We start from the raw sequence: 24745 nt of genomic DNA on the forward strand, positions 1-24745 counted from the left end.
TGACCGCTTGTCTCTAAGCTTCCAGCTCGCGGCTTGAAGCTTGTAACGTGAAGCTGCCCGGAGGGCTCCCCATGAGCTATGTGATCGACCGACGCCTCAATGGCAAGAACAAGAGCACGGTAAACCGCCAGCGTTTCCTGCGGCGTTACCGTGACCACATCAAAAAAGCCGTCGAGGAGGCCGTCAGCCGCCGCTCCATCACGGATATGGAGCATGGCGAGCAAATCAGCATTCCCGGACGGGACATCGACGAACCGGTGCTGCACCACGGCCGGGGCGGCAAACAGACCGTCGTGCATCCGGGCAACAAGGAGTTCACCACCGGTGAGCACATCCAGCGCCCACAAGGCGGTGGCGGCGGTAAAGGCCCTGGCAAGGCGGGCAATTCCGGCGAAGGCATGGATGAGTTCGTGTTCCAGATTACCCAGGAAGAATTTCTCGAATTCATGTTCGAGGACCTGGAGCTGCCTAATCTGGTCAAGCGCAACTTGACCGGCACCGACACCTTCAAGACCGTTCGCGCCGGGATCAGCAACGAGGGCAACCCTTCCCGCATCAATATCATCCGTACCCTGCGCTCGGCCCATGCGCGGCGCATCGCCCTGTCAGGCAGCAGCCGCGCCAAACTCAGGGACGCCAAGGAAGAGCTGGCTCGACTGAAGCGTGAAGAACCGGACAACTTCGGCGATATCCAGGAAATAGAGGCGGAAATCGAGAAACTCAGCGCACGTATTCACCGCGTACCATTTCTCGACACCTTTGACTTGAAATACAACTTGCTGGTCAAACAACCCAACCCCAGCTCCAAGGCAGTGATGTTCTGCCTGATGGACGTGTCCGGCTCCATGACCCAGGCCACCAAGGACATCGCCAAGCGCTTCTTTATCCTGCTTTACCTGTTTCTCAAGCGGAACTACGACAAGATCGACGTAGTGTTCATCCGCCATCACACCAGCGCGCGGGAGGTCGACGAGGAGGAGTTTTTCTATTCACGGGAAACGGGCGGGACCATCGTCTCCAGTGCCTTGAAGCTGATGCAGGAGATCATGGCCGAACGCTACCCCGCCAACGAGTGGAACATCTACGCGGCCCAGGCCTCGGACGGTGACAACTGGAACGACGACTCGCCCATCTGCCGCGACATTCTGATCAACCAGATCATGCCTTTCGTGCAGTACTACACTTACGTTGAAATCACCCCCCGTGAGCATCAGGCCCTGTGGTTCGAATACGAGCGCATTGGCGAAGCCTTTGCCGACACATTCGCCCAACAGCAACTGGTCTCGGCCGGCGATATCTACCCGGTCTTCCGTGAACTCTTCCAGCGCAGGTTAGTGACATGACCGCCAAAAAAGAGCATAAGCGCCAACCCATATCCACGGGGTCCGAGTGGACCTTTGAACTGATCCAGGCCTATGACCGGGAAATCAGCCGCATCGCGGCGGGTTATGCCCTGGATACCTACCCCAACCAGATCGAAGTGATCACCGCGGAACAGATGATGGATGCCTACGCCTCGGTCGGCATGCCGTTGGGGTATCACCATTGGTCCTACGGCAAACACTTTCTCAGTACCGAGAAGTCCTACACCCGAGGCCAGATGGGCCTGGCGTACGAGATCGTGATCAACTCCGACCCGTGCATTGCCTACCTGATGGAAGAAAACACCATCTGCATGCAGGCGCTGGTGGTCGCACACGCCTGCTACGGACACAACAGCTTCTTCAAGGGCAACTACCTGTTCCGCACCTGGACCGATGCCAGCTCAATCATTGATTACCTGGTGTTCGCCAAGCAGTACATCATGCAATGCGAGGAACGCCACGGCATTGATGCGGTGGAAGACTTGCTCGACTCCTGCCATGCGCTGATGAACTACGGGGTCGACCGCTACAAACGCCCCTACCCGATTTCCGCCGAAGAAGAACGCCTGCGCCAGAAGGAACGCGAGGAACACCTGCAAAAGCAGATCAACGACCTGTGGCGCACCATTCCAAAACGTGCCGGCAAAAACAGCGACAAGGACAATGCGCGCTTCCCCGCCGAACCTCAGGAAAACATCCTGTACTTTCTGGAAAAACACGCACCACTGCTGGAACCGTGGCAACGGGAAATCGTGCGCATCGTGCGCAAGATCGCCCAGTACTTTTATCCACAGCGCCAGACCCAAGTGATGAACGAAGGCTGGGCGACGTTCTGGCACTACACGCTAATGAACGACCTGTACGACGAAGGCCTGGTCACTGACGGTTTCATGATGGAGTTCCTCACCTCCCACACCAGCGTGGTGTTCCAGCCGGGGTTCGACAGCCCGTACTACAGCGGTATCAACCCCTACGCACTGGGCTTCGCCATGTACCGCGATATCCGGCGTATGTGCGAACACCCTACCGAAGAAGACCGCCACTGGTTCCCGGAAATCGCTGGCACCGATTGGTTGTCCACCATCAAGTTCGCCATGAGCAGTTTCAAGGACGAGAGTTTTATCCTGCAGTACCTGTCACCCCAAGTGATTCGGGACCTCAAGCTGTTCAGCATCATGGATGACGACCTCAAGGATGACCTAGTGGTACCGGCCATCCACGACGAGCCCGGCTACCGCACCATCCGCGAAACGCTGGCGGCGCAGTACAACCTGGGCAACCGCGAGCCGAACGTGCAGATCTACAGCATCGATGTGCGCGGCGATCGCTCGTTGACCTTGCGCCATCAGCAACATGACCGCAAACCCCTGGGCGAATCCACCGAGGAAGTACTCAAGCACCTGCACCGCCTATGGGGCTTCGACATTCATTTAGAAACCCTGCAGGGCGACCAAGTGATGAAGACTCACCATGTACCGCCGCGCAGCGAGCATAGCGACAACGACTACGGCCGACTGGACCTGGCCGTCGTTCATCTCTGAAACAGCAAAGCCTCCATTGGCCAGGCACAGGCGGTATCCTGTGCTGCTAATGGAGGCTTTTTCATGAAAATCTATAAAGTCGGCGGTGCCGTGCGTGACCGCCTGCTGGGCATCAAGGTCACCGATGTTGACCGCGTCGTCGTGGGGGCGACCACCGAAGAGATGCTGGCCAAAGGTTTCAAACCCGTCGGCGCTGACTTTCCCGTGTTCCTCGACCCGAAAAATGGCGATGAATACGCCCTCGCCCGTACCGAGCGCAAGAGTGGCCGGGGTTATGGCGGTTTTGTGTTTCACGCCAGCCCCGAGGTGACCCTGGAAGAAGACCTGATCCGTCGCGACCTGACCATCAACGCCATGGCGGAAGACGATGATGGTAATTTGACCGACCCTTATCATGGCCAGCATGATCTTGAAGCGCGCATCCTGCGCCACGTTTCCCCGGCGTTCGCCGAAGATCCGCTACGAGTGCTCCGCGTTGCGCGCTTTGCTGCACGTTACGCGCACCTGGGTTTTACGGTCGCCCCGGAAACACTGGCGCTGATGCGTCAACTCAGCGAATCCGGCGAACTGGAAGCCCTGACACCTGAGCGCAGTTGGAAAGAAATCTCCCGAGCGCTGATGGAAGACCAACCTCAAGTGTTTATTCAAATACTGCGCGACTGCGATGCATTGAAAACCTTGATGCCCGAGGTCGATGCACTGTTCGGCGTACCGCAACCCGAAGCCCATCACCCTGAAATCGACACCGGCATCCACACCTTGAGCGTGCTGCAACAAGCCGCCGTGCACAAACAGCCGCTGACCGTGCGCTGGGCCTGCCTACTGCATGACTTGGGCAAGGGTCTGACGCCGGCGGATAAGCTGCCGCAGCATATTGCTCACGAACACACCGGCTTGAAGCTGATCAAGGCTGTCAATGAACGCTTCAAAGTACCGAAGGACTGCCAGGAGCTGGCGCTGCTGGTGGGCCAATATCACACCCACGGCCATCGGGCGCTGGAGTTGAAAGCCTCGACGTTGCTGGAATTGCTGCACAGTTTCGATGTGTACCGTCGGCCGCAGCGCTTTGAAGAATTTGTGGTCGCCTGCGAGATGGATGCCCGAGGCCGAAAAGGCCTGGAGCAGCGAAGTTATCCACAGGCGGATTATTTGCGCGGGGCGGCGAAGGTGGCGCGCGAAGTGGCCGTCGCGCCCTTGCTGGAGAAGGGCTTCAAAGGCCCGGAACTGGGTGAGGCGCTGAAGCGCGAAAGGCTTAAGGCGTTGAAGGCCTACAAAGAACAGCCCATTCTCTAGACGCTGCCCATCCGTGGCGAGGGCGCTTGCTCCCTCGCCACAGGAAGCTCGGCGCCTATAAGAGTGCGTCTGGGGTGAGTTGCTGGCCTTGCCATTCAAACCCGACAGGCGCGAGCACCTGGTCAATTTGCGCATTGCGCCATAACTCAGCCAGGGTCTTGCCCACCTCAGGGTGCACGCGCTCTGGCGCCATCAACGACAGCGGCCACAGCACAAACGCGTTTTTCAGGATCTCTGCACGCGGCAGGACCAAGCCATCGAAGTTACCCACCAGCTCGCCATACAGCAGCACATCGATATCCAGCGGCAGGCCCTTGCGGTCCGGCGCATAGCGGCCATTGTCGGCTTCGATGAATTTCAACCGGCGATCCAGTTCCATCAGCGGCAGGTCGGTGTAGGCCGATACCACCAGATTGAAAAACGGACCGCTCTTGATGCCCACCGGCTGGCTTTCGAACACTGGCGAGCAGCGCACATCCGTCAAAAAGCTCGCCAGCGCGTCAAGGCCGGCGCGTAGATGGGATTCGCGCTCGATATTGCTGCCTAGGCCAAGGTATACCTGAGTTAGCGACATCCGCGCTCGATCTCCACGCCCACGCCCTTGGCAGCCGGCACGGCGCCGGGCTTGGTCAACTTGAGGTGCAACCAGGGAATCTGGAACTCACTCATCAGCACTTGCGCCAGGCGTTCGGCAAAGGTTTCCACCAACTGGTACTGGGATTGTTCGGCAAACGCCTGGATGCGCGCGGAGACGCTGGCGTAATCCAGTGCCAAGGTCAGGTCGTCACCGGCGGCGGCCGGGCGGTTATCCCAGGCGAAGCTCAGGTCCAGGCGCAGGCATTGGCGGATTCCGCGTTCCCAGTCGTAGGCCCCGATGACGGTGTCGACTTCCAGGCCTTCGATAAACACTCTGTCCAAGCACTCTTCTCCGCAGCACGACAAGGGCGCAATGCCCCGTTAGAATCAGGGCGTCCTCGCCCGGAATAGTTAGCATGTTTTGGTCACTGGCGATCCTCGCCTACCTGCTCGGCTCGCTGTCCTTCGCCATTTTGCTCAGCCGCCTGACGGGAAACCCCGATCCGCGAATGAGTGGCTCAGGCAATGCCGGCGCCACCAATATGTTGCGCCTGGCCGGTAAGAAACTCGCCGTACTCACGCTGCTGGGCGACGTGTGCAAGGGCTTGCTGCCCGTGCTGATCGCCAGCCTCGCCGGCCTTACCCTGCAACAACAGGCCTGGATCGGTGTATGCGCCGTCCTCGGCCATCTGTTTCCACTGTACTTCCGCTTTCGCGGTGGCAAAGGCGTCGCAACGGCAGCCGGCATGCTGCTGGGGATTTACCCACCGGCGGCATTGCTGGCCGTACTTGCCTGGCTCCTGACGTTCTACCTGACCCGCACCAGCTCACTCGCCGCGCTGATCGCCACCCCGCTCACCCTGCCGCTATTGGCCTGGCAAGAACCGGCGGCGTTGTTGCCGATGAGCGCACTGACACTGCTGATCGTCTGGCGCCACCGGGGCAATTTACGCGACCTGTTTGCCGGGCGCGAACGGCATTTTTAAATACGTCCGATGAGCCCGGCTCACGTTGCGGCCCTAGAGCGGCGACAACTGCTCCATCGGCCAGCGCGCCTGCACGCTGATCGCCAGGCTTTCGTGCTGACCCGCCTGCAAGCGTTGGCAACCGGCATAGGCGATCATCGCGCCATTGTCGGTGCAGAACTCTGGCCGCGCGTAGAACACGTCGCCCTTCATCTCGCCGAGCATTTTTTCCAGTGACGTGCGTAAAGCCTTGTTGGCACTGACGCCGCCTGCGATTACCAGGCGCTTCATGCCCGCCTGTTTCAGGGCGCGCTTGCACTTGATGGTCAAAGTCTCTACCACGGCCTGCTGGAACGCCAGCGCGATGTCGCAACGGGCTTGCTCACTGTCGTCCCCGGCGCTGACGCTTTGCTGCCAGGTGTTCAGCGCAGAGGTTTTCAAACCACTGAAACTGAACATCAGGCCAGGCCGATCGCACATCGGGCGTGGGAAGGTATAACGGCCGGCAACACCTTTTTCGGCAAGACGGGCGATTTCCGGACCGCCGGGATAATTGAGGCCCATCATCTTCGCAGTTTTGTCGAACGCTTCACCGGCGGCGTCATCCAGGGATTCACCCAAAAGGGTGTATTGGCCGATTCCATCCACCTGAACCAGCTGCGTATGGCCGCCGGAAACCAACAAAGCGACGAACGGGAACTCTGGTGGTGTTTTTTCCAGCATGGGCGCCAATAAATGGCCTTCCATGTGGTGCACACCAAGGGCTGGAATGCCCCAGGCAAAAGCCAGCGCCTGGGCGCAAGAGGCCCCAACCAGCAGGGCTCCGACCAATCCGGGGCCAGCAGTGTAGGCGATCGCGTCGATCTCGGTCGGCACGCAGCCGGCCTCATCCAGCACCTGGCGAATCAGGGGCAGCATGCGTTTGACGTGATCACGGCTGGCCAGCTCCGGCACCACGCCGCCATAGGCGCGGTGCAGGTCGATCTGACTGAACAGCGCATCGGCCAAGAGCCCGCGTTCACTGTCGTAAAGTGCGACACCGGTTTCGTCGCAGGAGGTTTCAAGTCCCAGTACTAGCATGGGTTTGCGCCTTGTAGAGGCTAGATTCGAAGGCGCGCATAATAGTCGCCACTCCCCCTCCCGACTAGCGGTTTTCGATCAGAGGCTTTGCATTCCGGGCAATGAGGGGTTAACATCCGCAACCCTTAAAAACCGACGACCTCAGCCGCGAATTTTTTGCGACGAGAACGTTGATCCCGGTAATGAAAGAAGGTAGCTCTGGATGCCAGCCGTCAAAGTTAAAGAGAACGAACCCTTCGACGTAGCTCTGCGTCGTTTCAAGCGCTCCTGCGAAAAAGCCGGTGTACTGGCTGAAGTTCGTAGCCGCGAATTTTACGAGAAGCCAACTTCTGAGCGTAAGCGTAAAGCAGCAGCCGCTGTTAAGCGTCACGCCAAGAAAGTTCAGCGCGAACAGCGCCGCGCCGTTCGTCTGTACTAATACACAGACGTCCGTAGCAAGCTTCTGCCAAGCCCGGCCCTCAGCCGGGCTAATGGCATTTGCGGATATCGCTTGATGCTTCACTGTTGACGCCGCACATGCGACCGAGACAACTGCTTCACACGTCAGGACTGGCTCTTTTGCCAGCGGTGCACGTCTCTTCTGACGAGCCTAACAAGGCTACTGACGCGCACACTTATTATTCAAGCAGGCGATCAACTGTATCGACTGTGCCCGACAATGCGCTTCCGAGGCCCGCCATTGGCCAAGACCGGAGGCCGGGGCAACATTTCCATGCCGAAAACCTGATTGAAATTAACGTCAGTGAACCATCGGCAGATACACTTCCTGAAAGCCCAAGCAGACAACCGATGATCGAGCCAGACGATACGTGCGCTTGAGCACTTAGCGGGCCCTCATTTACACGCAGTGATGACGAGAACGCCATGGCCGGGCTGATTCCCCAGAGCTTTATTGACGACCTTCTGAACCGCACCGACATCGTCGATGTTGTCAGCTCGCGCGTGCAGCTGAAAAAAGCCGGCAAGAACTACACCGCCTGCTGCCCGTTCCACAAAGAGAAAACCCCATCGTTCAGCGTCAGCCCCGACAAACAGTTCTACTACTGCTTCGGTTGCGGCGCAGGCGGTAACGCTCTGGGCTTTCTCATGGACCACGACAACCTGGATTTCCCCCAGGCGATCGAGGACCTGGCGAAAGCCGCCGGCATGGAAATCCCTCGCGAAGAAAGCGGCCGACCGCACAAACCGCGGCAACCCACCGATTCGCCGCTGTACCCGCTGCTGACCGCCGCTGCCGACTTTTACCGTCAGGCACTTAAAAGCCATCCGCAGCGCAAGGCCGCCGTCGATTACCTCAAGGGCCGCGGCCTCACCGGTGAAATCGCCCGTGACTTCGGCCTCGGCTTCGCCCCGCCCGGCTGGGACAACCTGTACAAGCACCTGAGCAGCGATACCCTCCAGCAAAAAGCCATGATCGACGCCGGCCTGCTGGTTGAAAACGCCGAAACCGGCAAACGCTATGACCGCTTTCGCGACCGCGTGATGTTCCCGATCCGCGACAGCCGTGGCCGCATCATCGCCTTTGGTGGTCGAGTACTGGGAGATGACAAGCCCAAGTACCTGAACTCCCCGGAAACCGCGGTATTCCACAAAGGCCAGGAACTCTACGGCCTGTTCGAGGCGCGCAAGAACAACCGCAACCTCGATGAGATCATCGTGGTTGAAGGCTATATGGACGTGATCGCGCTCGCCCAACAGGGCCTGCGCAACGCCGTGGCCACACTCGGCACCGCCACCAGCGAAGAACACATGAAACGCCTGTTCCGCGTGGTGCCCAGCGTACTGTTCTGCTTTGACGGCGATCAGGCCGGCCGCAACGCCGCCTGGCGCGCGCTTGAGGCAACGCTGTCGAGCCTGCAGGATGGGCGTCGCGCACGCTTCCTGTTCCTGCCTGAAGGCGAAGACCCGGACACCTTGGTGCGCTCCGAAGGCACCGACGCGTTCCGCGCGCGCATCAATCAACATGCACAGCCCCTGGCAGACTATTTTTTCCAGCAACTGACCGAAGAGGCCGACCCGCGCTCCCTCGAAGGCAAGGCACACATGGCCACCCTCGCGGCGCCGTTGATCGATAAAGTCCCAGGCGCCAACCTGAAATCACTGATGCGCATGCGCCTGCTGGAAATTACTGGGCTGAGCGGCGAAGCCGTCAGCCAGCTGGTGCACAACGCACCGCAGGAGGCGCCGCCGGCCTATGACCCAGGCATGGATTACGACGCCATGCCCGACTACGCCGACTTCCACCAACCGCAGGAGGCCTACACGCCCCAGCAGGAGTGGACACCGAAGAAGCCCGGCGCCGGCGGCAAGAAATGGGACAACAAACCCTGGAGCAAGAACGGCAAGCGCGGCGATCGCGATGAGGCCTTCGCCCCGCGAACGCCTGTGGCCGTTGAAGCGCCAACGCTCATTGCGTTGCGCACGCTCATCCATCACCCGCAACTGGCGGGCAAGGTCGAGAGCGCCGACCATTTTGCCAATGCGAGCAATACCTATGCTCAGGTTCTGATCGCCTTGATCGAGGCGGTACAGAAAAATCCTAAGCTAAACTCAATTCAGCTGATGGCTCGCTGGCATGGCACCGAGCAAGGCCGCCTATTGAAAGCCCTCGCGGAAAAGGAGTGGCTAATTGACGGCGATAACCTTGAACAACAGTTTTTAGACACCATTACTAGGTTATCCGCGGGTCAGCACACGCAGACCCTCGATGAACTCATCAAGAGAGCAAGGCAGCCTGGATTATCGGCTGAAGAGCAAATTCAGATAGCAAAACAGATGCGCGACCTCTTAAAACAGAATGTTTCCGCATCAAACCCGACCTCAGCTGGCGTGTGAGGTCATAGCTCGGGTATAATCCTCGGCTTGTTTTTTGCCCGCCAAGACCTTCAGTGGATAGGGTGTTATGTCCGGAAAAGCGCAACAGCAGTCTCGTATCAAAGAGTTGATCGTTCTCGGTCGTGAGCAGGGTTACCTGACTTACGCGGAGGTCAACGACCACCTGCCTGAGGATATTTCAGATCCAGAGCAGGTGGAAGACATCATCCGCATGATTAACGACATGGGGATCAACGTATTCGAAGCTGCGCCAGATAAGGATTCTCTTATGCTGGCGGACGCCGATACCGACGAGGCTGCAGCTGAAGAAGCTGCTGCCGCGCTGGCTGCTGTGGAGACCGATATCGGTCGTACCACCGACCCTGTGCGCATGTATATGCGTGAAATGGGTACCGTCGAGCTGCTGACACGCGAAGGCGAAATCGAAATCGCCAAGCGTATCGAAGAGGGCATCCGTGAAGTGATGGGCGCAATCGCGCACTTCCCTGGCACGGTTGACCATATTCTCTCCGAGTACACCCGCGTCACCACCGAAGGTGGTCGCCTGTCCGACGTGCTGAGTGGCTACATCGACCCGGACGACGGCATTGCGCCGCCTGCCGCCGAAGTGCCGCCGCCTGTCGACCCGAAAGCGGTGAAAGCCGACGACGATTCCGAAGACGACGATGCTGAAGCCAGCAGCGACGACGAAGATGAAGTTGAAAGCGGTCCGGATCCGATCGTGGCTGCCCAGCGTTTCGGTGCGGTTTCCGATCAAATGGAAATCACCCGCAAGGCGCTGAAAAAGCACGGTCGCGGCAATAAGCTGGTCATTGCCGAGCTGGTGGCGCTGGCCGAACTGTTCATGCCGATCAAGCTGGTACCGAAGCAATTCGAAGGCCTGGTTGAGCGTGTTCGCAGTGCCCTTGAGCGTCTGCGTGCACAAGAGCGTGCGATCATGCAGCTCTGTGTCCGTGATGCGCGCATGCCGCGTGCCGACTTCCTGCGCCAGTTCCCGGGCAACGAAGTTGACGAAAGCTGGTCCGACGGCCTCGCCAAAGGCAAAGGCAAATACGCCGAAGCCATTGGTCGCCTGCAGCCGGACATCATTCGCTGCCAGCAAAAGCTGATCGCACTGCAGACCGAAACCGGTCTGACGATTGCCGAGATCAAGGACATCAACCGTCGCATGTCGATCGGTGAGGCCAAGGCCCGCCGCGCGAAGAAAGAGATGGTCGAAGCGAACTTGCGTCTGGTGATTTCCATCGCCAAGAAGTACACCAACCGTGGCCTGCAATTCCTCGACTTGATCCAGGAAGGCAACATCGGCTTGATGAAGGCTGTGGACAAGTTTGAATACCGTCGTGGCTACAAATTCTCGACTTATGCCACCTGGTGGATCCGTCAGGCGATCACTCGCTCGATCGCCGACCAGGCCCGCACCATCCGTATTCCGGTGCACATGATCGAGACCATCAACAAGCTGAACCGCATTTCCCGGCAGATGTTGCAGGAAATGGGTCGTGAACCGACCCCGGAAGAGCTGGGCGAACGCATGGAAATGCCTGAGGACAAAATCCGCAAGGTATTGAAGATCGCTAAAGAGCCGATCTCCATGGAAACGCCGATTGGTGATGACGAAGACTCCCATCTGGGTGACTTCATCGAAGACTCGACTATGCAGTCGCCAATCGATGTCGCCACCGTTGAGAGCCTTAAAGAAGCGACTCGTGACGTACTCTCCGGCCTCACTGCTCGTGAAGCCAAGGTACTGCGCATGCGTTTCGGCATCGACATGAATACCGACCACACCCTTGAGGAAGTCGGTAAGCAGTTTGACGTGACCCGTGAACGGATCCGTCAGATCGAAGCCAAGGCGCTGCGCAAGTTGCGCCACCCGACGCGAAGCGAGCATCTACGCTCCTTCCTCGACGAGTGATACCAGAACCCCCGGCCCAGGCCGGGGGTTTTGTTTTGTATCGATAAAACCTTCCGCAACACCCCTCCCCCCGTAATGCCCGTCTACACTCGAAACATTCCCCGTGCCATAACGAGACCGTTATGCCCAGACTGCCGGCTGTGTTTTTACTGTGGCTGCTGACCTGGACCGCAACGGCTGGCGCGTTGAGTCTCAGCGATGATGAGCGCGGCTGGCTGGCGGACCATCAGGAGTTGCGCCTGGGAGTGGACGCGTCATGGCCACCCTTTGAATACCGTGACGAAGATGGCCGCTACCAAGGCCTGGCGGCGGATTACGTGCGCCTGATCCAGGATCGCCTCGGCGTGCGAGTCAAGTTGATCGAGCCGGCGAACTGGGGCGCCGTGCTGGAGCTGGCCCGGAACAACCAAATCGACCTGCTGCCTGGCATCATGTCCACGCCGGAACGCCAGAGCTACATGGCGTTTACCCGCCCGTACCTTGATTTCCCCATCGTCATCCTGGCCCACGAAGGCGGCGCGAAACCACGCACCCTTAAGGACCTCTACGGATTGAAGATTGCCGTGGTGGAAAACTACGCGCCCCATGAGTTGCTCCGCACCCACCATCCCGACCTCAATCTGGTGGCCATGCCGAATGTCAGCTCGACCCTGCAAGCCTTGGCCACCGATGAGGTGGATGCGGTGGTCGGCGACCTGGCCTCAAGTGTCTGGAACCTGCGCCAACTCAAGCTCGACGGTTTGTACGTCAGCGGTGAAACGCCCTACCGCTACCAACTGGCGATGGGCGTACCGCGCGACAACAAAGTACTGGTGGGCATCCTCGATAAGGTACTGGCCGACCTCAGCCCGGAAGAAACCGATGCGATCCAACAACATTGGGTTGGCAGCCTTACCGATCACCGCACCTTCTGGAGGGATCTGCTGACTTACGGCCTGCCTGCGGTACTGTTGCTGAGTACCGTGCTGGCCGTGGTGATTCGGATCAACCGCCGGCTCAGTTCGGAAATTTCCCGCCGCGGCGCCCTCGAACAGGAACTGCGCAGCAGCGAATATCACTACCGCGGCTTGGTGGAAAGCCTGTCCGCCATCGCCTGGGAAGCCAGTATCACCGATTTCACCTACAGCTATGTTTCGCCCCACGCGGAGGAATTACTGGGTTATCCGCGTGCCCACTGGCTGATCCCGGGGTTCTGGCGCAACATCATTCACCCCGCCGACCTGACCCGCACCGAGGCCTACTGCTACCGGGAAACCCGCGCCAATCGCGACCACAGCATCGACTACCGGGTGATCACCGCCGACGGGCGCTGCTTATGGGTGCGCGACATCGTCAGCCTGATTGAGCACGGCCATGAGCCCGTACTGCGCGGCTTGATGATCGATATCAGCGAGGCCAAGCGCACTGAAGAAGCCTTGCAACTGTCTGAGCAAAAATTTGCCTCGGTGTTCCAGCAATGCCCAGACATGCTAGTGATCGCACGGCTGTCTGATGGCTGCTTGCTGGAGGTGAACAAGGCGTTCGAAGACCAGATTGGCCTGACGGCGCAACAGGTCGTCGGCAAAACCGCCACCGAACTGAATATCTGGGGCATCCAGGGTGTCGGCCCCGACCTGCTGCAACAGGTGCAGACCACCAGCATCCGCAATCTCGAAATGCCCTTTCTGCGCAGCAATGGCCAAGCCTTCACCGGGCTGATTTCCGCCGAGCCGTTCCAATTGGACACCACCGAGGCCATCGTGGTGGCGGTGCGAGACATCACTCAACTCAAGGAAACCCAGCAACAACTGCAAACCTCCGAAGAGAAATTCGCCAAGGCCTTCCACGCCTCCCCCGACGGCTTGCTGCTGAGCCGACAGCATGATGGACTGTTGATTGAAGTGAACGATGGTTTCAGCCGAATCACGGGGTTCACTAGCGCAACATCCCTCGACCAATCAACCCTGGACCTGGGCATCTGGGTCGACCTCAACGAACGCAAAGACATGCTGGAACTGATGCAGCGCGATGGCTTTGTGCGTGATTTCATCTGCCATATTCGTCGCAACGATGGGCAGATTCGCCTGTGCGAATTGTCCAGCCGCCCGCTGCCTATCGGCGACGACGACTGCATGCTGACCATTGCGCGGGACATCACCGAACGCCAACTGATGCAGGAAAAACTGCAACAGGCCGCCACGGTGTTCGAGAGCACGGCCGAAGGCGTCTTGATCACTGATATCCGGCAGAACATCAGCGCCGTCAACCGCGCCTTCACCGAGATAACCGGCTACAGCGAGGCCGAAGCCCTTGGCCATACGCCGCGCCTGCTCGCCTCCGGCCTGCATGACAGCGCCTTCTACGCGGCGATGTGGCACCAACTGACAACTCAAGGGCATTGGCAGGGCGAGATCTCCAACCGACGCAAGAACGGCGAGCTGTACCCCAGCTGGCTGACGATCAGCGCAGTGCGTAATCGCGATCAGTTGATCACGCACTTCGTCGCGGTGTTTGCCGACATCTCCAGCCTCAAACTGGCCCAGGCCCGCCTAGATTACCAGGCGCATCACGATCCATTGACCGGCCTGCCCAACCGCACTTTGTTCGAAAACCGACTGCAGGCCGCCCTCAATGGGCATCAAGAAACCGGCAAACAGGGCGCCGTACTGTTTCTCGATCTGGACCGCTTCAAACACATCAACGACAGCCTCGGCCACCCGATCGGCGACTTGCTGCTCAAGGACATCGCGGTGCGCCTCAAGGAACAACTGCGCGACATCGACACCGTTGCTCGCCTGGGCGGCGACGAATTCATCATCCTGCTCCCCGGCTTGCAGCACCCCAGCGATGCCCAATACCTGGCCAATAAACTGCTGGCCTGCTTCACCCCACCCTTCCAGGCAGGTGAACACGAGTTCTTCATCAGCGCCAGCATCGGCACCAGCCTGTACCCGCAGGACGGTACCGACGTCGCGACGCTGGTCAAAAATGCCGACGCTGCGATGTACCGCTCCAAGGCCAAGGGACGTAACCGGGTCGAAAGCTATACCCGCGACCTGACTGCGCAGGCCAACGAACGCGTGGCACTCGAACATGAACTGCGCCGCGCCATCGAGCGCGATGAACTGACCCTGTACTACCAGCCAAAACTGAGCCTGAATACTCAAGCACTGATCGGCGCCGAAGCGCTGATCCGCTGGCGCCATCCCACCTTTGGCGACGTGCCGCCCGAACACTTCATTGCCCTCGCCGAAGAGAACGGCATGATCCTGCAGATCGGTGACTGGGTGCTGGAACAGGCCTGCCGACAAATGCATGCCTGGCAAGGCACTTTCGACGAATTCGGCCCCCTGTCGGTCAACCTGGCCGGCGCCCAACTGCGTCACCCCGGCTTGCTGGCTCGCATCGAACAGCTATTGCGCGACTACCGGCTCGACCCAGGCTGCCTGCAACTGGAGATCACCGAGAACTTCATCATGAGCCAGGCCGAAGAAGCGCTGGAGGTACTGCACCAGCTCAAAGACTTGGGCGTACAACTGGCCATCGATGATTTTGGCACCGGCTATTCATCCCTCAGCTACCTCAAACGCCTGCCGCTGGACTTCCTCAAGATCGATCAATCCTTCGTCCGCGGCCTGCCCGACGACCCCCACGACGCAGCGATCGTGCGCGCCATTATCGCCCTGGGCCACAGCATGCAATTCACCATCATCGCCGAAGGCGTGGAGAACCCCGCACAGCAAGCCTTCCTGGCTGCCGAAGGCTGCGAACAGATGCAAGGCTACATCGTCAGCCTGCCGCTACCGCCCGAGCTTTTTGCCGCGACTTTTCTTCGTATGAGCATTGAGGATTTTTCGGATAGCACAGCGGGGAAACCATCGCTATAATCCGCGACCTACTGAGGGCCTATAGCTCAGTTGGTTAGAGCAGGGGACTCATAATCCCTTGGTCGTAGGTTCGAGTCCTACTGGGCCCACCAAACTAGAAAGCCGCGCAATGCGCGGCTTTTGTGTGTCTGGAAGACTGTAATATGCTCCCATCGCCGCCCTTATCGGAGCCCCCCCCTTGCCCGCCCTAGATGAAATCGACCGCCAGCTAATAGCCGCCCTGCAAATCAACGCGCGCGAAAGCGTGGCCATGCTTGCCCGGCAGCTCGGCATCGCGCGCACCACGGTAACGTCGCGCCTGGCGCGCCTGGAGAAAACCCAGGTGATCACCGGTTATGGTGTGCGTCTCGGCCAGCGGGTGGTGGATGGTGGTTTGCAGGCGTATGTTGGCATCACCGTGCAGGCACGCTCGGGTAAAGAAGTGTTACGCAGGCTGAGTGCCATGGCGCAGGTGCAACAATTGTGCGCGGTCAGTGGCGAGTACGATTACGTGGCCTGGCTTCGCACTGACTCGCCGGAGCAGTTGGACCAATTACTCGACCAGATCGGCAGTGTGGACGGCGTGGAGAAAACCACGACCTCAATCATCTTGAGTAACAAATTGGATCGCGGACAGCCAATTTGACCATCAACTTCGTCATTATGACTAAAAACAATCCAATACGACGACACTTTGCGTCTTATTAATGAACGCTACGCTCCCTAAACTGGCTGCCATCTTTTCCTATACTCAGCGGGCCACGTCCGCCCAGTCGCCAGTAAGGTCAGCCATGAGCATTCCGTCCAGCACCATCAGCAAGACCAATCGCCACCCTGCAGACGGTAAGAAACCCATCACCATCTTTGGCCCGGATTTTCCGTTTGCCTTTGATGACTGGATCGAGCACCCGGCCGGCCTGGGCAGCATTCCCGTCGCCAACCATGGCGCCGAAGTGGCGATCGTCGGCGCAGGGATCGCTGGCCTGGTTGCCGCCTACGAACTGATGAAACTGGGTCTCAAGCCGGTGGTGTATGAAGCTTCGAAAATGGGCGGCCGCCTGCGCTCCCAAGCCTTCGAAGGCGCCGAAGGCATCATCGCCGAGCTGGGTGGCATGCGCTTCCCGGTGTCGTCCACCGCGTTCTACCACTACGTGGACAAACTCGGCCTGGAAACCAAACCCTTCCCCAACCCGCTGACCCCAGCCTCCGGCAGCACGGTGATTGACCTGGAAGGCCAGACTCACTACGCACAAAAACTGTCCGATCTTCCTGCACTGTTTCAAGAAGTCGCCGACGCCTGGGCCGACGCCTTGGAAGCCGGCTCGCAGTTCGGCGATATCCAGCAAGCCATCCGCGACCGTGACGTGCCACGCCTCAAAGCGCTGTGGAATAAGCTGGTACCACTGTGGGACGACCGCACCTTCTACGACTTCGTTGCCACTTCCAAGGCTTTCGCCAAGTTGTCGTTTCACCATCGCGAAGTATTCGGCCAGGTCGGTTTCGGCACTGGCGGCTGGGATTCGGACTTCCCCAACTCGATGCTGGAAATCTTCCGCGTGGTGATGACCAACTGCGACGATCACCAACACTTGGTCGTCGGCGGCGTGGCCCAGGTGCCGATGGGCATTTGGCGCCATGTGCCGGAGCGTTGCGCCCACTGGCCGGCCGGCACCAGCCTCAGTTCGTTGCACCGTGGTGCGCCGCGGGCCGGGGTGAAACGCATCGCACACGCCGCCGATGGCCGCTTTGCCGTCACCGACAATTACGGTGACACCCGCGAATACGCCGCCGTGCTCACCACGTGCCAAAGCTGGCTGCTGACCACCCAGATCGAATGCGACGAAACCCTGTTCTCGCAAAAGATGTGGATGGCCCTGGACCGCACCCGCTACATGCAGTCATCAAAAACTTTCGTGATGGTTGACCGCCCGTTCTGGAAAGACAAAGACCCGGAAACCGGCCGCGACCTGATGAGCATGACCCTCACGGATCGCCTGACCCGTGGCACTTATCTGTTCGACAATGGTGACGATAAGCCGGGTGTGATTTGCCTGTCTTACTCGTGGATGAGCGATGCGCTGAAGATGCTGCCGCAGCCCATCGATAAACGCGTGAAACTGGCCCTCGACGCGCTGAACAAGATCTACCCGAAAGTCGACATCAAGGCGCGCATCATCGGCGACCCGATCACGGTGTCCTGGGAAGCCGACCCGCATTTCCTCGGTGCCTTCAAAGGTGCATTGCCCGGCCACTATCGCTATAACCAGCGTATGTATGCGCACTTCATGCAGAAGGACATGCCCGCCGAGCAACGTGGGATTTTTATCGCAGGTGACGACGTTTCCTGGACCCCGGCCTGGGTCGAAGGCGCAGTGCAAACCTCATTGAACGCGGTATGGGGCATCATGACCCACTTCGGCGGCAGTACTCATCCGGAGAACCCAGGGCCGGGTGATGTGTTCGACGAAATCGGGCCGATCGCCCTGGCCGAATAAGGAGCTGAGCATGCGCGTTGCCCTGTACCAATGCCCACCACTGCCGCTGGACGTGGCCGGCAACCTCAAGCGCCTGCACCAACTGGCGCATGAAGCGTCCGGCGCCGATGTACTGGTGCTGCCGGAGATGTTTCTCAGCGGCTACAACATCGGCGCTGAAGCGGTGGGCGCGTTAGCTGAAGCGCAAGACGGGCCGTCCGCACAGGCGATTGCCGAACTGGCCAAAGCCGCCGGGCTGGCAATCTTGTACGGTTACCCGGAACGTGCCGAGGACGGCCAGATCTACAACGCCGTGCAGTTGATCGACGCCCACGGCCAGCGCCTGTGCAACTACCGCAAGACGCATCTGTTTGGCGATTTGGACCACTCGATGTTCAGTGCCGGCGACGACGATTTCCCGCTGGTGGAATTGAATGGGTGGAAGCTCGGCTTCCTGATCTGCTACGACCTGGAGTTCCCGGAAAACACCCGGCGCCTGGCCCTTGCGGGTGCCGAGTTGATACTGGTGCCCACCGCCAATATGGTGCCGTTCGACTTTGTGGCCGATGTCACCGTGCGGGCGCGGGCCTTCGAGAACCAATGTTATGTGGCCTACGCCAATTACTGCGGGCACGAAGGCGAGATCCAGTACTGCGGGCAAAGTAGCATCGCGGCACCGAACGGCGAGCGTATAGCCCAGGCTGGCCTGGATGAAGCCTTGATTGTCGGTACGCTGGAGCGCCAATCGATCATCAATGCGCGCGCTGCCAATCACTATCTGCAAGATCGCCGCCCCGAGTTGTACGGCGCGCTGTACAAGCCCTGACCCGACGGGTTGGGTAGCGGTTTGTTAACATAGCCACTTCCTATGTTTCGGAAGTGCCCATGCCTGCGCCGGCCCACCCTCATCACCTTCACCTGACCCTGGCCAATGGCTTGCGGGTTTCCTTGCATCATGCCCCGCGTTTGAAGCGTTGCGCTGCCGTTTTGCGGGTGTCGGCCGGCAGCCATGACGTGCCATTGGCCTGGCCGGGGTTGGCGCACTTTCTGGAACATTTGTTGTTTCTCGGCACCGAGCGTTTTCCCACCACAGAGGGGTTGATGGCCTACGTGCAACGTCATGGGGGCCAAGTCAATGCGAGCACCCGTGAGCGCACCACGGCGTTCTTCTTTGAGCTGCCGGCGTCAACGTTTACCGGTGGCCTGGAGCGCTTGGCGGACATGCTGTCCCAACCACGCCTGGCGCTGGAGGATCAGCTACGCGAACGCGAGGTGCTGCACGCAGAGTTCGTCGCTTGGTCCAAGGATGTCGGGGCGCAGCAACACGTCGCGCTGCTGCAAGGCCTGGCCGCGGACCATCCGCTGCGGGGTTTTCATGCGGGCAACCGCGACAGCCTGCCGGTGGAGCGTGAGGCATTCCAGCAGGCATTGCGGGAATTCCACGCGCATTTCTATCAGAGCGGGCAGATGACGCTGAGCTTGGCCGGCCCACTGTCGCTGGATGAACTGCAATGCCTGGCACAGCAGTTCAGTGAACAACTGACCTCAGGACCTCTACGCCCACAATCTGCGCCACCGGCTTTGATGCAGGGTGAAGCGCGCAGCTATCAGCACATCGCCAATGACCACCTGCACCACGTCATCACGTGTGACGCGCCGCGTGAAGCACTGGATTTTCTCTGTGCCTGGCTGAATGCCTCGGCCCCCGGCGGATTGCTGGCTGAACTGAAAGCGCGGCAACTGGCGAGAGCACTGCAGGCGTCGGTGCTTTATCACTTCGCCGGGCAAGCTGTGCTGGATATCGACTTCACGCTTAGCGCCCAAGATAAGTCGGCTACGCAGATAGAGGCGTTGCTGCACGATTGGCTGAGCTTTTTCGCACAGAGCGATTGGACTTCACTACGGGAAGAGTTCGCGCTGTTGGCCGTTCGTCAACAACAGGTCCAAGGCGCGCTGGCATTGGCCAGACACGACAGCCAGGCTCTTTCGGAACAGGATGTCGTCGCCCTCAAGGCCATGCTTGATTCGCTGCGCCTGCCACCTTCCGCGCACACTTGGCAACTGCCGCCGAACAACCCGTTCCTACGACCATCAGTCAAGGAAGAACGCGCCGGCCTGATTCGCGGCCAGACCAGCGCCCACCGGGGGTTGCGCACCTTCGCCCAGGATCGCTCCCGCGGGCGTCGGGAGGTGTCGGCATTGAACTTCAGCCAGGCGCTGGCGGACGACAGTGGTGAAGGTGCCCTGTATGTGCAATGGCAGTCGGCCCCCACCGGCCTGGAGAGCGCATTGCAGGCGTTGTGTGAAAATGCGCGTCAGGCGGGTGTCGAATTGTCGTTCGAAAGCCTGGGCAATGACGCGCTGGTAAAAATGATAGGGCTGCTGGAACCCATACCCGCCGTGCTGGAGGTTTTGGCGCAGAGTCTGACTCAACCGCAAGAGGCGCAACCTGCCTCACCGCCGATGATCGCCATTCGAGAGTTCCTAAAGGCCCTGCCCGCTTGCTGCTCCGCCAGCACTCCTCGTTCTGAATCGTGGGCCACCGCACGTTGGAAAGGCCTGGGGATGGGTTTCCCCGCGACGTATGAATCCGCAATCAAAACAGCAGCGGCCCGCTTGCCAGGGCAGCCTGCGAGCCTCGATCAAGTACTCCCGTCCCTCAGCGGTCAACGCGTGTGGCATGAGGTGAAAATCGGCTCTGACGAAGCTGCGTTGCTGTTGTTTTGCCCAACACCCAGCCAATCCCTGGCAGACGAAGCCGCGTGGCGACTGCTCGGCCATCTGCTCCAAGGGCCGTTCTACCAAAAGCTGCGGGTAGAACTGCAAATCGGCTACGCCGTGTTCAGCGGCATCCGACAGATAAACGGCCAGACCGGCCTGCTATTCGGCGTACAGTCCCCCAGCGTTTCCCTGGAAGGCATCGCAGATCACCTGCAAACCTTCCTGGCGCAACTGCCAGCACTGATCAATGGCTGCGACGACCTCGGCAACCTGGATCTGGCGCAACAGTTTTCAGCCCAGGCACTGCCCAACGCTCAAGCTGCAGACCTGCTCTGGCATGCCCATCTGGCTGGCCATTCGTCGGGTTACCTGGAGCAGCTTCAATCCAGGATCCAAGCCTGTTCCCGCGAAATGCTGCAGCACGCCGCCCAGCAATTGAACGACGCCACAGGCGGCTGGCGCTGCGTCGCCAACGGCGCGCGCATCTCGGCGACCTGGCAAGCGGCAGACTGATCATTGCCGCCCCTGCAAAAGGCTTTTTCCACCAAGACAGCGCTAACTTGAAAATAATTGCGTAACATTCCCACGCACACCTCTGAACATCTCCGACTGGAGGTGGACTATATGTATTACTTGGTAGTGAACGTCCCATCCCTTCGTAGGAGTAAGAACATGACTTGGTCCAAACCTGCTTACACTGATCTGCGCATCGGTTTCGAAGTCACCATGTACTTCGCCAGCCGTTAATCCGCTGGGTAATACAACGCCTCGGTTCGCCCGGGGCGTTTTTGTTTTGAGCTTGATGGAGCGACCATGTTTGTCCAGATCTTAGGTTCCGCCGCCGGCGGTGGTTTCCCGCAGTGGAACTGCAACTGCGTGAACTGCGCTGGTTTCCGCGATGGCAGCCTGCGGGCGCAAGCGCGTACCCAGTCATCCATTGCGATCTCCGACGATGGCGTGAACTGGGTGCTGTGCAATGCCTCGCCGGATATCCGCGCGCAACTCCAGGGTTTCGCGCCGATGCAACCGGGCCGCGGCCTGCGTGACACCGGCATCAGCGCGATCATCCTGATGGACAGCCAGATCGACCACACCACCGGCCTGTTGAGCCTGCGCGAGGGTTGTCCGCACCAGGTGTGGTGCACCGACATGGTCCATGAAGACCTGAGCACCGGCTTCCCGCTGTTCACCATGCTGACCCACTGGAACGGCGGCCTGGCCTGGAACCGCATCGAGCTGGACGCCAGCTTCAGCATCCCGGCCTGCCCCAACCTGCGTTTCACCCCGCTGCCACTGCGCAGCGCCGCACCGCCTTATTCGCCGCACCGTTTCGACCCCCACCCCGGTGACAATATCGGCCTGATCGTCGAAGACCTGCGCACCGGCGGCAAACTGTTCTACGCCCCAGGGCTGGGCAAGGTCGACGCGCCACTGCTGGAAATCATGGCCGGCAGCGACTGCCTGTTGGTGGACGGCACGATGTGGGATGACGATGAAATGCAGCGCCGTGGTGTTGGCACCCGCACCGGCCGCGAGATGGGCCACCTGGCACAGAACGGCCCCGGTGGCATGCTCGAGGTGCTGGAGCAATTGCCCGAGCAGCGCAAGGTGCTTATCCATATCAACAACACCAACCCGATCCTCGATGAAGACTCCCCCGAGCGAGCGGAATTGGTGCGGCGCAATGTCGAAGTGGCCTACGACGGCATGAGCATTGAATTGTAGGAGCAGACAATATGACTGACGCACCGCTAACGCCCGCCGAATTTGAAGCAGCCCTGCGCGCCAAGGGCGCCTTCTACCATATCCATCACCCGTACCACGTGGCGATGTATGAAGGGCGCGCCACTCGCGAGCAGATCCAAGGCTGGGTCGCCAACCGTTTCTACTATCAGGTGAACATCCCGCTGAAGGACGCCGCGATCCTGGCCAACTGCCCGGACCGTGAAATCCGTCGCGAGTGGATCCAGCGCCTGCTCGACCACGATGGCGCACCGGGTGAGGACGGCGGTATCGAAGCCTGGCTGCGCCTGGGCCAAGCAGTCGGCCTCGACCCGGACCAACTGCGCTCCCAGGAACTGGTGTTGCCCGGCGTGCGTTTTGCGGTGGATGCCTACGTCAACTTCGCCCGCCGTGCCAGTTGGCAGGAGGCCGCCAGCAGTTCATTGACTGAGCTGTTTGCGCCGCAGATCCACCAGTCGCGCCTCGACAGTTGGCCACAGCATTACCCGTGGATCGACCCAGCCGGTTATGAGTATTTCCGCACCCGCCTGGGCCAGGCCCGGCGCGACGTGGAGCACGGCTTGGCGATCACCCTGCAGCACTACACCACCCGTGAAGGCCAAGCGCGCATGCTGGAAATTCTCCAGTTCAAACTGGACATCCTGTGGAGCATGCTGGATGCCATGAGCATGGCCTATGAACTGAAACGCCCGCCGTATCACAGCGTCACCGAGCAGCGGGTGTGGCATAAAGGGATCGCCCTATGAGCTTTGATCGCAGCAAAAAACCCACCTGGCGCCAGGGCTATCGTTACCAGTACGAGCCTGCGCAAAAAGGCCATGTGCTGCTGTATCCCGAGGGCATGATCAAGCTCAACGACAGCGCCGCACTGATTGGTGGTTTGATCGACGGCGAGCGCGACGTGGCCGCGATCATCGCCGAGCTGGATAAACAATTCCCCGGCGTGCCCGAGCTCGGCGAAGACATTGAGCAATTCATGGAGGTCGCCCGTGCTGAGCACTGGATCACCCTTGCCTGAGAAGCCAGCCATCGGCCTGCCGCTGTGGCTGCTGGCTGAACTGACCTACCGCTGCCCGTTGCAGTGCCCGTACTGCTCCAACCCGCTGGATTTTGCCGAGCAGGGCAAGGAGCTGAGTACCGAGCAGTGGATCAAGGTGTTTCGTGAGGCTCGCGAGATGGGTGCCGCACAACTGGGGTTTTCCGGCGGTGAGCCGCTGGTGCGCCAGGACCTCGCCGAGCTGATCGCCGAGGCGCGCAAGTTGGGTTTCTACACCAACCTGATCACTTCCGGCATCGGCTTGACCGAGCAGAAGATCAGCGATTTCAAGAAGGCTGGCCTGGACCATATCCAGATCAGTTTCCAGGCCAGCGACGAACAGGTGAACAACCTGCTGGCCGGCTCAAAAAAAGCTTTCGCGCAAAAATTGGAAATGGCCCGTGCGGTGAAAGCCCACGGCTACCCGATGGTGCTGAACTTCGTCACCCATCGGCACAATATCGACAAGATCGACCGCATCATCGAGTTGTGCATTGCGCTTGAAGCGGACTTTGTCGAACTCGCCACCTGCCAGTTCTACGGCTGGGCGCAGCTCAATCGTGTGGGGTTGCTGCCGACCCGGGAACAACTGGTGCGCGCCGAACGCATCACCAATGAATACCGCGCCAAGCTGGAAGCCGAAGGCCACCCATGCAAGCTGATCTTCGTCACCCCGGATTACTACGAGGAGCGTCCGAAAGCCTGCATGAACGGCTGGGGCAGTATCTTTCTGACAGTCACGCCAGACGGCACCGCCCTACCCTGCCACGGCGCCCGACAGATGCCGGTGCAATTTCCCAACGTGCGTGACCACAGCATGCAGCACATCTGGTACGACTCGTTTGGCTTCAACCGCTTTCGCGGCTATGACTGGATGCCCGAGCCGTGCCGTTCATGCGATGAAAAGGAAAAGGACTTTGGCGGATGCCGTTGCCAGGCCTTCATGCTCACGGGGGATGCGAGCAATGCCGACCCGGTGTGCAGCAAGTCTGATCAGCACGGCATCATCCTGCAGGCGCGGGAAGAAGCCGAACACGCCACCCAGACCATCGAGCAGTTGGCCTTTCGCAATGAGCGCAACTCACGGCTCATCGCAAAAGGCTGACGGCCTCAGCGCTTGGCGATGATGTACACCGCGTGGATAACGCCAGGGAAGTAACCGCACAGGGTCAGCAGGATGTTCAGCCAGAACGCGCCGCCGAGACCCACTTGCAGGAACACACCCAGTGGCGGCAGCAGAATGGCGATGATGATACGAATGATGTCCATGGGTAAGCTCCAAAAAATCGGCTCGTGCGAGCCGTGTAGCTAATCGACCTTGGGCGTTCGTGAGGGTTCAGTGGATTCTGGCGTT

Annotated in this window: 21 protein-coding genes and 1 tRNA gene; 18 read left to right on the forward strand and 4 right to left on the reverse strand. The window is 59.7% G+C overall.

Translation table 11 applies throughout. The features are described from left to right. Positions 1–71 precede the first annotated feature (71 nt). The 3 genes from BFP95_RS09555 (at position 72) to BFP95_RS09565 (ending at position 4198) form a co-directional block, all read left to right on the forward strand. Positions 72–1343 carry a YeaH/YhbH family protein gene (locus tag BFP95_RS09555; protein ID WP_015886179.1) on the forward strand — a complete coding sequence of 424 codons (1272 nt, stop codon included), beginning with the start codon at positions 72–74 and terminating at the stop codon, positions 1341–1343. Continuing rightward, positions 1340–2905, forward strand: coding sequence for a SpoVR family protein (locus BFP95_RS09560; protein WP_065909922.1), 1566 nt, complete (start codon positions 1340–1342; stop codon positions 2903–2905). Before BFP95_RS09555 ends, BFP95_RS09560 begins: the two co-directional genes overlap by 4 nt. A gap of 63 nt (positions 2906–2968) precedes the next feature. Beyond that, on the forward strand, positions 2969–4198 hold the full coding sequence (locus BFP95_RS09565; protein WP_065909924.1) for a multifunctional CCA addition/repair protein: 1230 nt from the start codon (positions 2969–2971) through the stop codon (positions 4196–4198). A 55-nt stretch (positions 4199–4253) separates the two neighbouring features. Here BFP95_RS09565 and folK read toward each other — a convergent pair whose 3' ends face one another. Together folK and folB are read right to left on the reverse strand one after the other, a co-directional pair. Then, positions 4254–4772, reverse strand: a complete 519-nt coding sequence (folK, locus tag BFP95_RS09570) for a 2-amino-4-hydroxy-6-hydroxymethyldihydropteridine diphosphokinase (protein WP_065909925.1) — start codon at positions 4770–4772, stop codon at positions 4254–4256. Beyond that, on the reverse strand, positions 4763–5116 hold the full coding sequence (gene folB / locus BFP95_RS09575) for a dihydroneopterin aldolase (protein ID WP_032883867.1): 354 nt from the start codon (positions 5114–5116) through the stop codon (positions 4763–4765). Before folB ends, folK begins: the two co-directional genes overlap by 10 nt. A gap of 74 nt (positions 5117–5190) precedes the next feature. On the opposite strand from folB, the gene plsY reads away from it, so the two are divergent. Then, a complete protein-coding gene (plsY, locus tag BFP95_RS09580) occupies positions 5191–5760 on the forward strand; it encodes a glycerol-3-phosphate 1-O-acyltransferase PlsY (protein WP_065871796.1) in 570 nt (189 codons plus the stop codon). 33 nt (positions 5761–5793) lie between these two features. On the opposite strand, the gene tsaD is transcribed toward plsY, so the two are convergent. Continuing rightward, complete coding sequence (gene tsaD / locus BFP95_RS09585; protein WP_065871797.1) at positions 5794–6819, reverse strand: tRNA (adenosine(37)-N6)-threonylcarbamoyltransferase complex transferase subunit TsaD; 1026 nt, start codon at positions 6817–6819, stop codon at positions 5794–5796. A 202-nt stretch (positions 6820–7021) separates the two neighbouring features. Between tsaD and rpsU the strand changes: the two genes are divergently transcribed. The 14 genes from rpsU to pqqE all read left to right on the forward strand — a co-directional run bounded on the left by rpsU (position 7022) and on the right by pqqE (position 24496). Continuing rightward, positions 7022–7237, forward strand: a complete 216-nt coding sequence (gene rpsU / locus BFP95_RS28890; protein ID WP_002551877.1) for a 30S ribosomal protein S21 — start codon at positions 7022–7024, stop codon at positions 7235–7237. 446 nt (positions 7238–7683) lie between these two features. Beyond that, the gene (gene dnaG / locus BFP95_RS09595; protein WP_065871799.1) at positions 7684–9654 is read left to right on the forward strand and encodes a DNA primase; all 1971 of its coding nucleotides are present in this window, start codon (positions 7684–7686) and stop codon (positions 9652–9654) included. A 67-nt stretch (positions 9655–9721) separates the two neighbouring features. After that, a complete protein-coding gene (gene rpoD, locus BFP95_RS09600; RefSeq protein WP_065871800.1) occupies positions 9722–11572 on the forward strand; it encodes an RNA polymerase sigma factor RpoD in 1851 nt (616 codons plus the stop codon). Between the two features lie 122 nt (positions 11573–11694). Beyond that, the gene (locus tag BFP95_RS09605) at positions 11695–15438 is read left to right on the forward strand and encodes a bifunctional diguanylate cyclase/phosphodiesterase (RefSeq protein WP_065880136.1); all 3744 of its coding nucleotides are present in this window, start codon (positions 11695–11697) and stop codon (positions 15436–15438) included. 15 nt (positions 15439–15453) lie between these two features. Beyond that, positions 15454–15530 (forward strand) — tRNA-Ile (locus BFP95_RS09610). 86 nt (positions 15531–15616) lie between these two features. Next, on the forward strand, positions 15617–16063 hold the full coding sequence (locus tag BFP95_RS09615; RefSeq protein ID WP_065909926.1) for an Lrp/AsnC family transcriptional regulator: 447 nt from the start codon (positions 15617–15619) through the stop codon (positions 16061–16063). A 166-nt stretch (positions 16064–16229) separates the two neighbouring features. Beyond that, the gene (locus BFP95_RS09620; RefSeq protein ID WP_065871979.1) at positions 16230–17912 is read left to right on the forward strand and encodes a flavin monoamine oxidase family protein; all 1683 of its coding nucleotides are present in this window, start codon (positions 16230–16232) and stop codon (positions 17910–17912) included. Between the two features lie 10 nt (positions 17913–17922). Continuing rightward, a complete protein-coding gene (locus BFP95_RS09625) occupies positions 17923–18717 on the forward strand; it encodes a carbon-nitrogen hydrolase family protein (protein ID WP_065880137.1) in 795 nt (264 codons plus the stop codon). A gap of 59 nt (positions 18718–18776) precedes the next feature. Next, positions 18777–21125: a pyrroloquinoline quinone biosynthesis protein PqqF gene (gene pqqF / locus BFP95_RS09630; RefSeq protein WP_065909928.1), complete on the forward strand. Its 2349-nt coding sequence runs from the start codon at positions 18777–18779 to the stop codon at positions 21123–21125. A gap of 159 nt (positions 21126–21284) precedes the next feature. Continuing rightward, complete coding sequence (gene pqqA, locus BFP95_RS28895; protein ID WP_003194766.1) at positions 21285–21359, forward strand: pyrroloquinoline quinone precursor peptide PqqA; 75 nt, start codon at positions 21285–21287, stop codon at positions 21357–21359. A gap of 66 nt (positions 21360–21425) precedes the next feature. Next, the gene (pqqB, locus tag BFP95_RS09635) at positions 21426–22337 is read left to right on the forward strand and encodes a pyrroloquinoline quinone biosynthesis protein PqqB (protein WP_065871805.1); all 912 of its coding nucleotides are present in this window, start codon (positions 21426–21428) and stop codon (positions 22335–22337) included. An 11-nt stretch (positions 22338–22348) separates the two neighbouring features. After that, complete coding sequence (pqqC, locus tag BFP95_RS09640) at positions 22349–23101, forward strand: pyrroloquinoline-quinone synthase PqqC (RefSeq protein WP_065871806.1); 753 nt, start codon at positions 22349–22351, stop codon at positions 23099–23101. After that, on the forward strand, positions 23098–23373 hold the full coding sequence (pqqD, locus tag BFP95_RS09645) for a pyrroloquinoline quinone biosynthesis peptide chaperone PqqD (RefSeq protein WP_046069808.1): 276 nt from the start codon (positions 23098–23100) through the stop codon (positions 23371–23373). Before pqqC ends, pqqD begins: the two co-directional genes overlap by 4 nt. Beyond that, entirely contained in the window at positions 23366–24496 is a 1131-nt protein-coding gene (gene pqqE / locus BFP95_RS09650; RefSeq protein WP_065871807.1) for a pyrroloquinoline quinone biosynthesis protein PqqE, read from the forward strand. The genes pqqD and pqqE overlap by 8 nt, the downstream gene beginning before the upstream one ends. A gap of 5 nt (positions 24497–24501) precedes the next feature. Here the strand turns inward: pqqE and BFP95_RS09655 are convergent, their stop codons facing one another. Next, the gene (locus BFP95_RS09655) at positions 24502–24660 is read right to left on the reverse strand and encodes a YqaE/Pmp3 family membrane protein (RefSeq protein ID WP_049711246.1); all 159 of its coding nucleotides are present in this window, start codon (positions 24658–24660) and stop codon (positions 24502–24504) included. Between the last annotated feature and the right edge of the window lie 85 nt (positions 24661–24745).

It is taken from the genome of Pseudomonas sp. 58 R 12 (assembly GCF_900005865.1).
GTDB classification, from domain to species: domain Bacteria; phylum Pseudomonadota; class Gammaproteobacteria; order Pseudomonadales; family Pseudomonadaceae; genus Aquipseudomonas; species Aquipseudomonas tritici.

Bases quoted from the DNA above. Each gene is read 5' to 3' on its own strand.
- pqqF (WP_065909928.1), top strand. From the start codon at position 18,777: ATGCCTGCGCCGGCCCACCCTCATCACCTTCACCTGACCCTGGCCAAT.
- BFP95_RS09555 (WP_015886179.1), top strand. From the start codon at position 72: ATGAGCTATGTGATCGACCGACGCCTCAATGGCAAGAACAAGAGCACG.
- dnaG (WP_065871799.1), top strand. From the start codon at position 7,684: ATGGCCGGGCTGATTCCCCAGAGCTTTATTGACGACCTTCTGAACCGC.
- pqqC (WP_065871806.1), top strand. From the start codon at position 22,349: ATGACTGACGCACCGCTAACGCCCGCCGAATTTGAAGCAGCCCTGCGC.
- rpsU (WP_002551877.1), top strand. From the start codon at position 7,022: ATGCCAGCCGTCAAAGTTAAAGAGAACGAACCCTTCGACGTAGCTCTG.
- tsaD (WP_065871797.1), bottom strand. From the start codon at position 6,819: ATGCTAGTACTGGGACTTGAAACCTCCTGCGACGAAACCGGTGTCGCA.
- folK (WP_065909925.1), bottom strand. From the start codon at position 4,772: ATGTCGCTAACTCAGGTATACCTTGGCCTAGGCAGCAATATCGAGCGC.
- plsY (WP_065871796.1), top strand. From the start codon at position 5,191: ATGTTTTGGTCACTGGCGATCCTCGCCTACCTGCTCGGCTCGCTGTCC.
- pqqB (WP_065871805.1), top strand. From the start codon at position 21,426: ATGTTTGTCCAGATCTTAGGTTCCGCCGCCGGCGGTGGTTTCCCGCAG.
- pqqD (WP_046069808.1), top strand. From the start codon at position 23,098: ATGAGCTTTGATCGCAGCAAAAAACCCACCTGGCGCCAGGGCTATCGT.
- BFP95_RS09655 (WP_049711246.1), bottom strand. From the start codon at position 24,660: ATGGACATCATTCGTATCATCATCGCCATTCTGCTGCCGCCACTGGGT.
- rpoD (WP_065871800.1), top strand. From the start codon at position 9,722: ATGTCCGGAAAAGCGCAACAGCAGTCTCGTATCAAAGAGTTGATCGTT.
- BFP95_RS09565 (WP_065909924.1), top strand. From the start codon at position 2,969: ATGAAAATCTATAAAGTCGGCGGTGCCGTGCGTGACCGCCTGCTGGGC.
- BFP95_RS09560 (WP_065909922.1), top strand. From the start codon at position 1,340: ATGACCGCCAAAAAAGAGCATAAGCGCCAACCCATATCCACGGGGTCC.
- BFP95_RS09605 (WP_065880136.1), top strand. From the start codon at position 11,695: ATGCCCAGACTGCCGGCTGTGTTTTTACTGTGGCTGCTGACCTGGACC.
- BFP95_RS09625 (WP_065880137.1), top strand. From the start codon at position 17,923: ATGCGCGTTGCCCTGTACCAATGCCCACCACTGCCGCTGGACGTGGCC.